The sequence below is a fragment of the Koromonas soli genome (assembly GCF_059726265.1).
Genome location: NZ_AP040872.1, coordinates 3672740 through 3688932, shown reverse-complemented (window position 1 = coordinate 3688932; position 16193 = coordinate 3672740). Strand labels below are relative to the sequence as shown.

Annotated in this window: 9 protein-coding genes; 2 read left to right on the top strand and 7 right to left on the bottom strand. The window is 58.1% G+C overall.

Annotated features, from left to right (window positions below; translation table 11 throughout):
- Nucleotides 1–69: 69 nt before the first annotated feature.
- The gene (locus AC6IY8_RS15995) at nt 70–2466 is read left to right on the top strand and encodes a M1 family aminopeptidase (RefSeq protein ID WP_497775544.1); all 2397 of its coding nucleotides are present in this window, start codon (nt 70–72) and stop codon (nt 2464–2466) included.
- 163 nt (nt 2467–2629) lie between these two features.
- Here AC6IY8_RS15995 and AC6IY8_RS15990 read toward each other — a convergent pair whose 3' ends face one another.
- Nucleotides 2630–5089 carry an LPS-assembly protein LptD gene (locus tag AC6IY8_RS15990; RefSeq protein WP_497775543.1) on the bottom strand — a complete coding sequence of 820 codons (2460 nt, stop codon included), beginning with the start codon at nt 5087–5089 and terminating at the stop codon, nt 2630–2632.
- A gap of 296 nt (nt 5090–5385) precedes the next feature.
- On the opposite strand from AC6IY8_RS15990, the gene AC6IY8_RS15985 reads away from it, so the two are divergent.
- Complete coding sequence (locus AC6IY8_RS15985; protein WP_497775541.1) at nt 5386–6579, top strand: RDD family protein; 1194 nt, start codon at nt 5386–5388, stop codon at nt 6577–6579.
- Between the two features lie 125 nt (nt 6580–6704).
- On the opposite strand, the gene AC6IY8_RS15980 is transcribed toward AC6IY8_RS15985, so the two are convergent.
- The 6 genes from AC6IY8_RS15980 to AC6IY8_RS15955 form a co-directional block, all read right to left on the bottom strand.
- Nucleotides 6705–7565: an EamA family transporter gene (locus AC6IY8_RS15980; protein ID WP_497775540.1), complete on the bottom strand. Its 861-nt coding sequence runs from the start codon at nt 7563–7565 to the stop codon at nt 6705–6707.
- A 243-nt stretch (nt 7566–7808) separates the two neighbouring features.
- Nucleotides 7809–10082 carry an APC family permease gene (locus tag AC6IY8_RS15975; protein ID WP_497775538.1) on the bottom strand — a complete coding sequence of 758 codons (2274 nt, stop codon included), beginning with the start codon at nt 10080–10082 and terminating at the stop codon, nt 7809–7811.
- A 319-nt stretch (nt 10083–10401) separates the two neighbouring features.
- A complete protein-coding gene (ispF, locus tag AC6IY8_RS15970) occupies nt 10402–10971 on the bottom strand; it encodes a 2-C-methyl-D-erythritol 2,4-cyclodiphosphate synthase (protein ID WP_497775536.1) in 570 nt (189 codons plus the stop codon).
- Nucleotides 10968–11708, bottom strand: a complete 741-nt coding sequence (gene ispD / locus AC6IY8_RS15965; protein WP_497775534.1) for a 2-C-methyl-D-erythritol 4-phosphate cytidylyltransferase — start codon at nt 11706–11708, stop codon at nt 10968–10970. The genes ispF and ispD overlap by 4 nt, the downstream gene beginning before the upstream one ends.
- Before the next feature lie 125 nt (nt 11709–11833).
- Nucleotides 11834–12961: a PIN/TRAM domain-containing protein gene (locus AC6IY8_RS15960; RefSeq protein WP_497775532.1), complete on the bottom strand. Its 1128-nt coding sequence runs from the start codon at nt 12959–12961 to the stop codon at nt 11834–11836.
- A gap of 591 nt (nt 12962–13552) precedes the next feature.
- A complete protein-coding gene (locus AC6IY8_RS15955) occupies nt 13553–16153 on the bottom strand; it encodes a protein kinase domain-containing protein (protein WP_497775530.1) in 2601 nt (866 codons plus the stop codon).
- Nucleotides 16154–16193 lie beyond the last annotated feature (40 nt).

Sequence of the window (16193 nt, the reverse complement as noted above, 5' to 3'; positions counted from 1 at the left end):
GGATTCATAATTCCTGAACCGTTCTAGCAAAGGAATAACTCGCACATGAATGGATTGTGCAGCACTCTGTTGGCACTCCTACTGGCTTCATCTACTGCATTTGCGGTTGAAAACGCCACGCCTGCTCCAAACTCCGAGCCCGCCTACCTGCAGTTGCGGCACATTCAGACTTCAGGCGAGGCTTACGAAATCAAGAACATAAAGCTGGTGCGCGATACTGGCACCTTCGAATTGCAGAGCGGCACTCTTTGTCTGCTCGCTCCGGTGCAGGGCATGGTCACCGGTGCAGTCTTCCGTGGCGACGGCACGTTCAGCTTGCATACCAACGATCCCCGCGAGCAGAACCAGATGAAGCTGCTGACGAACAACGTGGGGATCACCGAAAATTTTGAGAAGCTCGTGTTGCGCTTCGCCGATGGCACTCCCGAAGAACTGAAGCCTCTGCTCACCAATAGAGTTTCTGGCGGCTGCGCTGCCGATCTGCTCGAAGACAATCAGAAATTCCTGCGCACCGACCTCAAGTACAACCTTGCCGCGCGCCTGCTGCAACCCGTGCTCGCCGGCCACCCGGACGGCTTTTTCTTCGCCTTCTTCCAAGGCAAAAAGCTCGGCAAGCTTGGATTCCTCGTCGATCCGCAGGGCATCGAGTTTGGCGAACTCCAGCCGGAAGAGGTGGCGCTGATCGATTTTGCCGACTCAAAGGCTGGCATCTGGTACGGCGGGCACCTGCTCACCGAAGTGCGCGACGGCTGGAAGGTCAAAAAGACTTCACATGAGACCGGTTTCCTGAAACCTTTGAGCCACAAAATCGACGCCTCCATCGACCGCGGCGGACAGCTCTCCGCCACCACGACCGAAACCTTCATCGCCCAGGTCGATAACCTTCGCGTCGTACCCTTCAATCTTTTTCCCAAGCTCCGCGTCTCCAAGGTCACCGACGCCAATGGCAGTCCGCTCTCGTGGATTCAGGAGAAGCACGATGAGGACGCTGACTACTACGTCGTGCTCGCAAAGCCCGCAAAGAAGGGTGAGCAGGTCGTCGTGACCTCCACCTACAACGGCAAGGATGCCGTGCGCCGCGAAGGTGATGGAAACTACTATCCGGTTGCGCGCTCCACCTGGTATCCCAATACGCATCTCGGAGACTTCGCGCAGTACGAGATGACGCTGCGTGTTCCCAAGCGCCTTACCATGGCCGCTACGGGAACCCAGATCGGCCAGCGCGAAGAAAATGGCCAGAACGTAACGCAGTGGAAGTCCGACGTCCCACTCTCCGTCGCAGGCTTCAACTTTGGCGACTTCAAGTCCGAAACCATCAAGCTTGAGAAGCAAGGCGTTCAGGTCACCTCCTTTGTCAACAAGGAAATCCCCGACAGCTTTAAAACACTCCAGCTTGCCGTCGAACACCAGGACGACAGGTTTGGGCAAATGGGAGCAAACGGCATGGCGCTTGGCACCATGAGCACTCTGCCCATGCTCAAGAAGTCTCTCGCCGAGGCGCAACTCTCGGTTGTGCTCTACTCCAACTTCTTCGGCCCCATGTCCTACAAGAGCCTTGAAGTCACTCAGCAGACGGCTGGCGATTTCGGACAGGCGTGGCCCGGATTGGTCTTCTTGCCCATCTATTATTTCCTCGACACCACCACCCGCCACCAACTCGGACTCGACGACCCCAAGGGTCAGTACTGGAAGGTAGTGGAACCTCACGAGGTCGCGCACGAATGGTGGGGCCACACCGTCAGTTGGACTGGCTACCGCGACCAGTGGATGAGCGAAGGCTTTGCCAATTTCTCCGCCTCGCTCTTCATCCAGTACGTTCGCAACGATCGCAAGGAATACCTCCAGTTCTGGAAAGACCTGCGCGACCGCATGGTCGAGAAAGATCAGTTCGGCCATCGCCCCATCGACGTAGGCTCGGTCACCATGGGCTACCGCGTTGACACTGGTAAAGTTGGCGGATGGACCGGGCAGAACGTGATCTATACCAAGGGCGCCTACATCCTTCACATGCTGCGCATGATGATGTTCGATAACAAAACTGGTGACGACGCGTTCAAGGCAATGATGCAGGATTTCGTGACCACCTACCACGATAAGCCGGTAAGCACCGAAGATTTCAAGTCCATGGTCGAGAAGCACATGACACCCGCCATGAAACAGGCTGGCACTGGCAACATGGATTGGTTCTTCGATGAATGGGTATATGGCACCGAAATTCCCAGCTATTCGTTTGAGACGACGAGCGAAGGCGGCACGATCAACATGAAGCTCACGCAATCCGGCGTCAGCCCCAAATTCCGCATGGTCGTCCCGGTGTATTACGAGCTAAACAATGGAAACGTCGGCAAACTCGGACAACTGCTCCTGGTCGGGGATCAGACGATCTCGCAAAGTATTCCCTTCAAGGGCGTTGTCCCTAAGCGCCTCATGATCAACTACAACTACGACGTGCTCAGCACCAATTAACCTGCCCCATACAAAAGCCGCCTCCAATCGGAGGCGGCTTTTCTCGTGCTTCTAGATTGATCCCAGCCGGATATCGGACGCCGCCAGGTATCGGGTGCCCCAGGTTCAAGAAGCGTAGCGGAGTTAACCGAGGGCGCTCCTCCTCGTTGAGGTTGAGCAGTTTTTAGTACAGCCTCTCCTGCTTCCGCAAATTCCCAAACGTAGCGATATTAGCCAGGCTGAATGAGTATCGGTACAGATTTTCCGTTCGCACCCCCGGCACATCGATGCGCCTGTACTCGAAGCTCAATCCGCAGCAGTTCCAGTTATAGCTTCCCTGCGCCGCCGCATACTGCAGCAAGCCATAGTTCTGGTCGTACCCCGTGCTCACGCCTCCCGAGAAGCCTCGCTTATTCGGATGTCCATATCCCACCAGCATTCGAATCTGGTTAAACACGAGTGGCTCATTGGCGATCGTTTCCGTAACCGCGTTTGCCGGAATGCGGAAGAACGAATGGCTTGCGCCGACGAAATACTCGTTAAATCGGTACTCCGCAAAAGTCGCGCTCGAGTTGATGCGGCCGCGCAGCGGATCGTAATCCAGTTGCCATTGCACGTCGGTATTAGCCGAGGTCTGGATGCGCAGCTTGCTCACCACCGGGCTCCAGTTGCGCGCCGTGTCCAGGAATGCGATGCCCGTCAAATCCACCGTGTCTGCAAACACATTGCGACGCCCGGTCACCAGTGCCCCACCAAATCTCTGATCGAAATAGTACTTCTGCCGCACCTCCCAACTCAGCAGTTCGCGCGTCGTCTTGCTTTCGTCTTCGCAGCGAGGACGCGTTGCCGCCATGCCAGGAATATTCGCTTTGTTGTTCGCGGTGCTCGTGTCTGGAGCGGTTTTGGTCGGCGTTGGCGGAGCTTCCGTCGCATCGCATCCCGGCTGGTTGCGGGTAGAGCGGCGGTGTCCATAGATGCGCTGGATCACGTCGTACTCAAACTCATTCGTGTTGCTGAGAATGTCCATCGCATCGAAGCGAATAATATTCTGGAAGTGATCGATCCCGGTCGTATATCGATACGTAAATACAGGTTCGATCACGTGCTTGATGCGTCGGCCAAAGAGATCGCGTTCGAAAACCCTCTCCATCACCGGAGGACGGATCTCCATTGCGGCTTCCATAGCGCGGCGGTTCAGTGAACTTCCGCTTGCGGCCACGCCCAGCAGGCTCGTCGCCGAAGGCGAGTTCTGCTGCGTGTACAACGTGTCCCGCACGGCGACCTCGGGACGCAGGTTCCAGCCTTTTACCTCGAGCGGCAGCGCAAGCCTTGGGCGCACATCGAGTCGTCCCACAAGGTTTGCCGTTACAAATCCCGGTTCGCTCCGCTGCAGCCCCCCCGCGCTGGCATCTGCTCCCCACACAAATCGCGACGTGCCGATGCTGCGCTCCAGCGCATTCCCCTCAGCCACCGGCAGGTGCAGAATCTTGATCTGATTAGAGAATGAGTTCGTCTGCTTGTCCTGGTAGAAGTTCTGGTACCTTTGCGCGCTGGCATTCAGAGAAAAGCCATCCAGGTTGTGCGACGTGAACGCGACGGATTTAACTTCCGAGTTCACCGCCTGCGTGTAGGTCTCCGAAAACGCCTGCCGGAACAGGAAGGAGCTTAGGTACTCGATATCGGCCACCGAACGCCAGTGGTCGCGGCTCGTCTCTCCCACCAGCCGCACATCCTCGCCTCCCTGGTTCTGGTGCGTGGTTCGTTCCCCGCGATCGAGCACGCCAAAGTAATTCATTTCCAGCGAACTGTTTTCCGAAGGCCTCATCCTGAACTGTCCGCTCTGGCTCCAGCCACGAGCCGAAAAATACTCTGCCCCCACGGTCAGGTCACTCGACCGGTTGATCGCCCAATACACCGATTCCCCGATGATGTATCCCTTGATCGCCGACTGCCCAAGCGATGGCAGCAGAAATCCGCTCGTGCGTCCAACCGCGCTCGCCGGAGCCTGCGTGTAAGGGAAATAGAAGATCGGAAGCTTCAGCAGCCGGAAGCTCGAGTGATAGATCTTCGCGTCTTCGCCCGCCACCACGTCGATCTTTTCCGCGTTGAATGTCCACGTCGGCGTGGGCTCCGCGCACGATGTAATGCTGCCATGAAGGACGATATAGCGGTTGCGGTCCACCTTGCGAACCTCTTTGCCCGCGATCACGAACGGATTGCTCGTCGTCAGCACCACAGTGCGCCCGCGCACGACTGCTCCAAACGTGCCCGCGACATCGTAGAACGTGCCTGTTTCGTCCTTGACGTTGTACGTCGCGTGCCCGGCGGTAATGTGAGCATCGTGCGGTCCGCCATCGAAGACCACGCGCCCAGTCGCCTCCACCGCGCCCGTCGAGTCGTTATAGGTGACGTGCTCGGCTCGCAGGATATACCCCTGGTAGGAGATTTCGACGTCGCCATCGAGCTTGTAGATGTCCCCTTGCTTTTCCTGCTGCTGCGCCTTGATCGTCACCTCTTGCGAGGGAAGCAGAGCACCATTCGAATGCGATGAGAGGGTGGGCAACTCACTGGTAAATGCCAGCGGCGTCAACAACAGGTGACTTACGATCGTGACTGTGATAAATCTCAAAATGCGAAGGGTCATCGGGATGCGTTTTACTGATCCATGTGGCGCGGAAGCTGCCTCGGTTGCACGTTAGCACGCGAGAGGCTCCGCCACAAAGTTTACCTATTCCGAATCCCTGCCGCACGCTCTGGTGGTTTTCACAATTCGCCATGGAATGTCCGCTCTGCGGTACACCGTGCACGTGCTCCGTGCCTTCCTTGGCCGCGCGGGGACTTACATCGCGCGGCACCCTCACCACATCCGAATCTGTGGATAGTCCCTCTGTCCGCAAATCATCAGTGGTAGTCAAGGCCACAATGGACGCAGCCGAGCCAATGGATTCCCAATTCGCAGATCCTCGCCACCAGGTACCCGCGCCGCCCGCCGCCGCCGAAGAAGCCTGGCGTGCCGAAGTCGCCTCACGCGTAAACAACTATCGTCGTCGCAAGGGCAAGGATGCAGGCGATGTCGTGCCGTCCCTCAATTTCGGTCCCGCGTCGCAGACGATCCCTTCGCAGCCCACCGCCGAACGAATCGTTGAACCTTCGGCGCGCCTCCAGGGCCGCAGCACGGCTCCCTCGGCTCGCAATGCCTTTGACACCAACTACTATCGACGCCTGAACGCAGAATCCTTGGCGCAGAGCATCTCGCTCGGGGCCACCGCAGCCGCCACCGCTCCCGCTCGCGAACCTGAACCGGAGATAGAAGTCGAGCCGGCGGAATCCGCCGTGCCCGAAAACTCCTCGGATCTGCCGCTCGATCTCGAGATTCGTCCCGAAACGCCTGCCGAGGCCCTGCTCAACGACATTCGCATCTCCGACCCCGAACCGGAGCCCGAGCCGGAACTCGAACTCGAACCTGAGCCCGAGCCTGAGCCGGAGTTGCTGGCTGCTCCGACGCAAAGCAACGTGATCGTCTTTCGCCGTCCGCTGCTGGAGCCGCCTTTGGCCCCGCAGCCTTCGCGTGACGAACTCGCCGAACCCATCCATAACCGGCCTCGCATTCTCGAGGTGCCTGAGGACATCATGCCTCCCGTCCAGGGCTCGCTGTTCCCCGAGATCCGCCTGGATGCCGACATGCCTGAGTCCTCCGCGCCCCGTGAGCCCGAAATCGAAGTTCCCCTGCGCGTAGCGCTCATTTCCGAGCGCTTCCTGGCCTCGCTGACCGATTGGGGATTCGTCGCCGGAGCAGGCGCAATATTCGCTGCCTTGGCATTACGCGCCCTGCCCGAGGTTCCGCACACCAAGCCCTTCTGGATGATGCTTGGCGCGGTCACCCTGGTATTGTGGGCCGTCTATCAGCACATCTTCCTGCTCTACGCTGGACGCACCCCCGGCATGAAGATGCGCGGCATCCGCCTCAGCACCTTCGACGGTGGAGTGCCGCAGTGGAACCAGCGTTCGACGCGCGCCCGCTTTGTGTTTATCTCCTTCGCCTCGGTTGCGCTCGGCTTCCTCTGGGCGCTGGTGGACGAAGACACGCTCTGCTGGCACGATCGCATCTCGCAAACCTTTCCCACCTCCGATTAACAGGTGGCCCAAATCCGCCACCTTTTGGCGAATTTGGGTTAGCACCACGTTGCAAATTCTTGATGCAAGAAAGCGCGGCTCACGAGCCGCGCTTTTCTTTTCCTTTCTTCAAGCGACCATCTCTCTCATTCAAGCGCAAGCGCCGCCACACCGAGAACGATCAATACCGATCCTGCGATGCGCCGCATGATGTGTCCTTCACTCAGGAATCGTGCTCCAAAATACATCCCCACCATCATCGACATCTCTCGCACCGGCGCAACATGGCTGATCGGCGCAATCCTCATCGCAAACAGGACCAACACGTAAGCCAATGGCGTAAGCGTTGCAATTCCGAGCGCTTCTCTCCAGCATTGAACATACTCCGTCCCAAGCGAGCCTCGATCCCGCCACGCTCCGCCTGCCAACACGACCGCCCGGAACAGGTTTCCCGCAAATTCCACCAGCAACGGAGAGATCAGCAGCGTCTTCACCGAATATCCGTCCACCAGCGTGTACGCCGCGATCGTGCCGCCCGTTGTGACGGCCCGGAACAGTCCGGCCCGGTTCGTTCTATGCGTGAAAGCAGACAGCCCTCCTGAAGCGAGGAGAATACCGAAGGAGATAAGCAGTGCTCCCGACACCGCCCAAAGCGATGGTCTCTCATGCAATACAACAACAGCCCCGAGGAACGACAGCAGCGGCGCCGTACCGCGTGTCAGAGGATAGATCGCTGTCAGGTCTCCCACGCGATATCCGCGCAACAGACTTTCCGTGTACAGCAGGTGCAGAATTCCGGTCGCCAGCAGAAACAGCGCAGCTCTGCGGTCGAGCCCCGCCCCCGCGCTCCGCAACACCCAGATCGCAATGGGCGTAAACACCAGTGCTTCTGTTGCCGAGGAAAACCAGATCAGATGTCGATGATGAGCGGCCCGCTTCGCGAGAAAGTTCCAGGTAGCATGAGCAAACGAAGCTGCAAAAACGAGAAAGAAGGCTTGAACCGGCAATGTACACTCCCAGAGACACGAAGTCGCCTTCGATTTCTCCCTCTGGGATTTTTGCCCTTGGGTGCGGACCGCACGGTTCTCTGTGGCGCTCGGACCGATCCGCGATCGGAACCCTAGCCACCTCATTCCATCGAATCTCGGTATTGTAGGCGAGCCTCCGACGACCGCGCAATGCGCTTTCTCCCAAACGCAAACAGCGCGACCGACTTGGCCGCGCTGTTGCTTTCTGCTCGATATCTCAGTCTATTCGATGTCTGCTACCTCTTCTTTGTGCGTTTCCTTTTTCAGCAGCGCCATGATCTCTTCACGTTGTGGTCCATGCAACCGCTCCTGCAGACGTTCGAGAGCCATGCCAACAATGTGGTAATGGTGCAGCGACGCCAGCTCCGGATCCGAGCTCAGCTCCAGCCAGATTTTATGCAGCAGTTCGAGATCCTGATCGCGCAACCGTGGCGTGTGCGGTCCAAGGTAGAACTCCTGCACCGTATGATCCGGCGCATGAATCTCCAGCACGATATTCGGACGCGGCTCGGGCAGTCGCTCCCAGGCATCGCCCGTCAGCTTGCCCTGCTCGTCCAGCGTGAGACGGTTCGACAGGCCACACACAATGCGACAAGACTCCAGCCGTGCCGCCGTTTGCAGGATTGCGTCGAAGACGTTCGCCGAAGGCACCACCATCAGCGACACATGCTTGCCTTGCTTCTCCGCAAGCTCCACTACTTTGGTAAATAGCTGCTGCTCGTATTCTTCGAACAGCTCGTCGCCTGCGTAACTCGTATTGCCGCTGAATGTCGGTTCGCGATGATAAATCCTCGCGGTCATCACCACGATGTCCTGCTTCACAATATCCGTGTTGGCCAGCAGCTCGTTCAAGTAATACAGGTTACGCGGGTCGCGAATCGCGACCAGGATATTGCCCGGCCGCACCCGCATCTCCTCGCGGTCGATAAGCGGCTGTTCGGCGACGCGGAACTCCTCGCGCATCTCATGATTCGCTCCACGCTGTCGGTGCGTGATTTTCTCCGACACCGTGAAAATCAGCAGCATGACGGCCGAGAAGATGACACCGCTAATCGTTGCCAGCGGCTTCGTCGCCAGGTTCACTAGCGCGATGGCAAACAGCATCAGCGTCACGATCCCCAGTCCAACCGGGATTTCGACTCCGCCGATTGTGAAGTTGCCCGGAACCTTGAACTCGCGCTTCTGCTTTTCCGTGTAGCGCAGCACCGTCACCGAGAGCCCGTTGAATGAAAAGCTCCAGATCACGCCGAAGGCATACAGCGAAGCCAGCAGGTAAACGTTGCCGCCCGTTGCCAGAATCGTGAACAGTTGCAGCCCCACGATCAGGTTGATCAGCCGATAGCTGGTTCCATACTTCGCGTGCGGCTTGCGGAACCACGGTGTGAGTACGCCATCTTCGCTGATTCTGTTCAGCACGCCATTGGCGCCCACGATGGCCGTATTCACCGCGCCCGACAGGATCAGCGCGCCCACCAGCACCACGAATGCCTGGAAGAACAGCTTCAGCGTGTACGGGCCGACCACATACATGGCCAGACCGCTGATGAGGTTCGCAAAGTACTCCGGACGCTTGCTGTCCGGAATAATCATCACGGCGAAGAACGAAACCAGTGAGGTGAAGAACAGGCTGTAAAGGAAGATGACCAGTCCGGCCTTTTGCAGGTTCTTCAGCTTCGGGTGCTCGATCTCGCGATTCACCTGCGCCAGCGACTCCTCGCCGCTCATGGCCAGCACCGAGTGCCCAAAGCCTACCAGGAACATGATCAGCGGAATCGTTGCCAGCCACGAGCCATGCAGCCAGCCCAGCGATTCCTTGTCCATCTTCAGGTTGTGCGGCGTCGGCAAGGGCGGCAGCGAGCTCTTGTGCATGATGAGCGTCAGCGTGCACCAGCCGATCAGGACCACCACCATCACCGTGGTGACCTTCATAATCGTCAGCGCTTTTTCGCTCGACTCGTGAATGCCCTGGGTGTTCTTGTGCCAGAAATAAACCGTCACCACGCAAGCGAAGAGCGCAGCAAACCAGTTTGCTTTCGCTTCTGTCAGGTTCAGTGGATGCCCGAAGCGAGCCGCTACATCGGACACCAGTCCAATCAGGTACTGCCCCGCCGACACCGAGCTGATTGGTCCGGTAAGAATGTAGTCAAACAGCAGAGCCGAGACCGACAGCTTGGCCAGCGTGCCGCCCATCGCCTCTTTCACCACGCGGTACACGCCGCCGCGCACAAACATTGCGCTCGATTCGATGTAGATTGCTCGCACCGCGTAGCTGAACAGCATCACGCCCAGCACGAACCATGGCGCGCTCTTGCCGATGACCTTCTCGGCATCGCCGCCCACGTAGTAGGCCGAAGAGGCCAAATCGCTCAACACGATGGCAGCCGCTCTCCAGAAGGAGATAAAGCTCAGCATCACCGTGGTGGCTACAAATACTTTGATCGCCGGACGCTTGCTGGCGCTCTCCGTAGCATTCAGGTTCCCAGGCGTGATTCCCATAGTTATCTCGGCGAGCCTGCTTGAGCTAGATGCTCTGAATGCGGCTCATGCTTTCGTTCTTTTCGTAGAGATGAGCTGGCTGCGAACAACCTGACCACGTTGCCCTCGCAACCGCCTCGGCTTTGGCAATGATCAATAAGGGTAAATGGGTCGGCAAAAAAAAGTAAGAGGGCCACACCTAAGTGGCCCCTCATTGATTTCACCCTGAACTGAGCAGCCGATCACGCCGTCACGCCTTGGCGCACTCACTCTCGTACTCCACACCTGTCCGCAGTCAGCAATCGTTCACTTCTTCAAACCACCCGCGCTAACACAAATGTCAGTGTGCGCCGTTGCCATTGCCGTCGATCAAGTCTGAAACAGCGTCGGGCTCCTTCACTGCGACCACTGCTTCGGCTTCCTCCAACAGCGGTTCCAGAGGAATCGACTCAAGCAACACGACTGCATGTGCAATCGCTGCATTGTCGGTTCCCGTACCTTCAGGAGTCTTTGCCTTGATTCCCACTCGCGCCGGAACCGTCTTCAGCAGCTCTGCCACGCGCTCGCGCAACTTCTCCGCATGCGGCACAATTTTCGGAGCCGCCATGATCATCGTGGTATCGATGTTCACCACGCGAAAGCCTGCCATCGTGATCTGGCGCATTGCTTCTTCCAGAAACAGCACCGAGTTCGCGCCTTTCCACTGCGGATCGCTCGGCGGAAAAAAGCTCCCAATATCGCCCACGCCCACCGCGCCCAGCAGCGCATCCGTGATCGCGTGCAGCAGCACGTCGCCATCGGAGTGGCCCGCAAGCCCGTGCGTGTGTTCCAGTCTTACGCCGCCGATTACCAGCGGCACGCCCTCGCGAAATTCGTGCGAGTCATATCCGTAGCCGATCCGCATGCTCATCGGCTCACGCCTTCGAGCCGCGCCTCCTGCGCCAGGAAGAACTCAGCCAACTCAAGATCCGCCGGAGTTGTGATCTTGAGGTTTCGCGGCGACCCCATCACGACATACACCGGATGACCAGCACGCTCCAGCAGGCTCGCCTCGTCCGTCCCCTTGAAGCCCTCGATCCTCGCTTCATTGAAGATCGGACTCAGCAGCCCATAGCGGAAACCCTGCGGCGTCTGCGCCTGCACGATATGCTCACGAGGAATCGTCGCCTCGATCACCGCACCCTCAGGACGCCTCTCCACGCGCTTGATTGTGTCAATCGCCGGAACCCCCGCGATGGCTGCGCCATGCTTTTTCGCCTGCTCGATCACTTCCGCGATCGTCTCCTGCGAAACAAACGGCCGCACCGCATCGTGGATCAGCACCAGATCTTCCGGCAGCGCCGGCAGCGCGTCCAGCACATTGCCCACCGACTCCTGTCGATGCTCTCCGCCTTCCACCAGATGCACGGGCTTTCCCAGCTTTGCCTTGTCGAGCGTCGGCTGGAAGCTTTCGATTTCCGACTTGCGCATCGCAATCCAGATTGAGTCAACCTGCGGCGCCGCGGCAAATTTGCGCAATGTATGAATCAGGATCGGAACACCGTCGAGTTCGAGAAACTGCTTCGAGCGCAGGGGAGACTGCCCCGCGTGAGCGGCTCCCATGCGTGTTCCCAGACCTGCTGCGGGAATGATGACGTAAACTTTCATAAGGGTTTGTAAGTATAGCGAGCGGTCGGTCCATCCAGCAAATTGCCCGACGTTCCAATCGCCGCGCGAAACGAAAGCGCGAACCGTGGCTCGCGCTTTCTGATATTAGGTAACGTGCGCGCTGCTTAGCGAGCACCCTCTTCGTGTGCCGTCGTGGTCGTCGTGCTGGTGCTGGCCGGGGCCGCCTGCGGTTCCGGCGAAGCCGGTTGAGGATTACTCTTGCGCAGGTCCGGCGGACGCGTTTCCGGCTTAGCCATTCCGGTCACGCCGCGTTCATCGAACTTGCCGAAGATCATCTTGCCTGCGGTTGTCTGCAAAACGCTCGTGACCGAAATCTCCACGGTCTTGCCGATCATCTTGCGCGCGTTGTCCACCACCACCATCGTTCCGTCGTCGAGATACGCGACACCCTGGTTGTATTCCTTGCCTTCCTTCAGGATGAAGACCTTCATGATCTCGCCCGGAAGCACAATGGGCTTCAACGCGTTGGTCAGTTCATTGATGTTCAGCACAGCCACGCCATGCAGTTGCGCCACTTTATTCAGATTGAAATCGTTGGTCACGATCTTGCCTTCATACAGCTTGGCAAGTTCGATCAGCTTCATATCGACTTCCCTTACTGCCGGGAAATCGTCTTCCACGATTGTGACCTGAATATTGGTGAGCTTCTGAATGCGCTGCAGAATGTCCAACCCGCGGCGTCCGCGATTTCGCTTTAGCGAATCCGCCGAGTCGGCCACCAGTTGCAGTTCGCGTAGCACGAAGGCCGGAATCGTAAGCACTCCGTCCATGAAGCCGGTTTCCGCGATGTCGGCAATACGCCCATCGATGATCACCGACGTGTCCAGAATCTTGTGGCTCTTGCGCGATTGTTTTTCGCCGCCGAAAATTCCGCCCAGTGCCGCCAGGTTCAGCAGATCGCCCTTGGCAGCGCCGACGATCAGGCCCACATAGGCCATCACCAGCATCACCATAATCTGCATGAAGCTCTGCAAGTGGCCCATGGGAATCGCATTGCGAATCACCACGCTGAAAAGATAGGCGCCCACAATACCGAGCACGCTGCCGAGTGCCGCTCCGATCAATCGCTTCAAACTGATCGATCGCAGTCTCACTTCAAACAGAATCACGGCTGCGCCCATCAGGCAGCCCAAGCCCGTATCGATCAACCTCGACAGGCCAAATGGCTCAAGAAGATAACAAGCCAGACCCACAACGAATATGAATAGAACCCTGATTATGACCAGATCCAAGAGGACCTCCCTGCTGGCCCTGTATCAATTACAAACGGGAGCTTAGAATGACCATCCTTAATTCATGGTGCATGTGCTCCCGGTTAAGTCCAGCAGCAAACGTGCTGGTTTCAGTCCCTGTCGTATCAAAGAGCCGGGATGAGGATTTCCCCAACCCGCACCTGCGGTGCCTGCGCACCGTAGAGAAAGATGGAAGTATATACCACCGCAACTTATTACGTCTGTTGACTCAAGATTCTGTAGAGTCAGGGGTAAATGTTTATCAGGCTTTGTTGCCCAATGCAACTTGCGAGAACAAAGCTCTGCAACAGTACCTCAGTGGTAATTCCCCGCATCCAGTTTGCGATTGTAAAAGCCATCCGTACAGGGCACCTTAGAGCTATGTAACCCCTTCGGCATTCTTCTTAGATCAGGGGGAACGTCAAATCGATACAAATTTAGCCGTCCCGAAAGGGAAAGATGAGCGGCTAAGTCTCCCAGGCCTCACCTGCGGAGACTGTGAACCGGCACTGTATTCTCGGGGGAGAGTACGTGCCGGTTTTTCTTTACGAAGCACGTACTCGTGTTTAGCACCGAATCCTGCGTTAGGAATCATTCCCGGGCGAACTCAACCATGTACAGTTCTGAGGTCGCTTGTGTTAGGTCGTAAGCGTAGTACTTCAGGTCCGGAGTTACCGCCAGATCCCAATCTGCTCTCACGCCCGTGCGGTCGGGTGGCGCAAGTTGCTTCCATGGCTCGCGCCCACCGCTCTTCGGATCAACCAGGTAAAGTTGCAGCGGCCATCCTGCTTGTATCGGCCCAACGATCAATCGGCCATCGTTCGCAAAAGCCGCAGGTGCCTCTCCCTCTTTTGCTCCCCGTAACTCTCCAAGATCACGCCCACTGTCATCAAACAGGTGAATCTTTGCAGCCCCCGCCGGAACCACGGCCGTAAGTTTCACATTGCTCGATACGGCGAAGTGCGGCCTCAACATTCCCACATACTGCAGTTCTGGAGTGACCCGGTGTGGCGGCCCGCCCTCCACGGCCTGTGCGTAAATGCAGAATCCATGGCCCGCTTCCTGAGCCGCGAATGTGAGAGTCTTACCGTCGCTCGACCACCAACCAGGGAAGTCGTACTGCTGCAGCGGACCTTTCTCCAAAGTGCGCGATTTGCCCACCCCCGTCGGCACGAGCGCGAGGTTATCTGCCGTCAAATCGTCAATTGCTGCCCATTTTCCATCCGGCGAGAGTGCGACAGCACCCCCGGTGCCCAACCGAATCGCCGGCGAACCATCCGACGGGCGCAAGTATGGCTTATACCCGTCCCAGGCTGCTGCTCCGGCTTCGGTGAACAACACTTGCTTTCCGTCGCTCGAAATACCAGACCCCGAAACGATGGTCCAATCCATCCACGAATACGAGTGTTCAACATGATCGCCCGGGAAGAAGCCTATGATTTGGTGCCGCCACACTTCGTGCGAGATCAGCACACGTCCATCCCGTGAAATATCATGCAGGCGGATCATGCCGGGCATATGCACCAGTGCGCGCCGTCGGCCGTTTAAGTCCGTTGCAAAAAGAGTTCCAGCCCAGGCGTTTTTCTCGTCACTGGCTGCAAACCACACTTCCCTGCCGGAGGGCTCCCACGCAACGCCCTCAACGCTTGCGAAGTTCGCTGCCAGAGTACGAACATGTCCATCGCGACCGACTACCGCGACACCGCCACGGTCGTCATTCAGCACCGGATGATTGCAAAATGCGACCCACTTGCCGTCCGGAGAGATTCGCGGAGCACTGATCCACCCTGATGTTTCATACACGACATGGCCCACCGGGTATTCCAGACGATTGTGCCCATTCGGGTCTTGCGTCACGATGGCCATCTCCGATCCATCTGGCGACCAATCGGCATAGTGCACGTTGTCGAGTAGCTGGCGTGGGGCTCCACCTCCCGCCGACACTTTCGCCAGCGTGCCGCCGCAATCGGCGACGAAGAAGGGCTCACAGCCAAGCAGGATGGCCATGTCCCCCTGCGATGAAATCGCGGCAACCGTAGCAGAGGGCAATCCCAGCGAACGAAATTCGCTGTCACCCAGGCGCATCGTTTGCACCTCCGCCGGCGCGCCCTCCCACTGCGCGCTATAGATCACTCCCACACCATCGGGTGCAAAGCGCGCCGCTTGCAGCGAACCGCGCCGAAACGTGAGTTGTTGATACTTCGCCGCAGCCGGCGTCTTCTTCGCAATCAGCTTCCACGCTGCTCCCGCCGCCACTGCTGCGATAGCGAGAGCAGCCACCATTACCAGTCGAGAACGGCTCCGTTTGCTGGGAGCCTGCAACATGGTCATGGTCGATCCGGTCAACGCCTCCAGAGCGAATGCCAGATCTTTTGCCGATTGAAAGCGGTGTCCGGGATCTTTCTCCAGACAGCGATGTACGATCTTTTCAAGCCCCGGCGAAAGGTGAAGCTCTGGTTTGAAGTCTGGAGGGTCCTCTTTCAGGATCGCGCTCATCGTTTCCGCCGTATTCTTACGGTTGAATGGCTGCTCACCTGCCAACATCTCGTACAAGATCGTACCGAAGCTGAACAGATCGGAGCGCGCGTCCAGCTCCTGTGCCATGACCTGCTCTGGCGCCATGTAAGGTGTAGTGCCCAGCACGATACCTGGCGATGTCTGGGCCGTGACGGTGGCCGTGCCATCCTCTCCCGGATTAACGCTCGAACGCACCTGCGCCAGCTTCGCCAACCCGAAGTCAAGAATCTTCACGCGGCCATCCCGCACGACAAAAATGTTTTCCGGCTTCAGGTCGCGATGAACGATTCCTTTTTCGTGCGCCGCCGCAAGACCCTCCGCAATCTGGCACGCGAAATCGACCGCCTTGCGCTGAGGTAAAGCTCCATCGCGCAGTCGGCCTCGCAGCGTGTCACCCTCCAGAAGCTCCGACACAAGGTACGGAACCCCTTCGTACTCGCCAACATCGAACAATGCCAGCAGGTTCGGATGGCTGAGCGATGAAACCGTGCGCGCCTCCTGCTCGAACCGCAGCAACCGATCGCCATCGGATGCAAACGAATGCGGCAATATCTTGATGGCAACCGCCCGCCCGATCCTGGTGTCGCGCGCGCGATAGACCTCGCCCATGCCACCGGCGCCGATCATGCCACCAATCTCGTAGGAGCCCAGCCTTGTTCCCGGAGATAACGCCATGCGCCGTGACACCTCCCACAGGCCAGCGACTTACATCTGT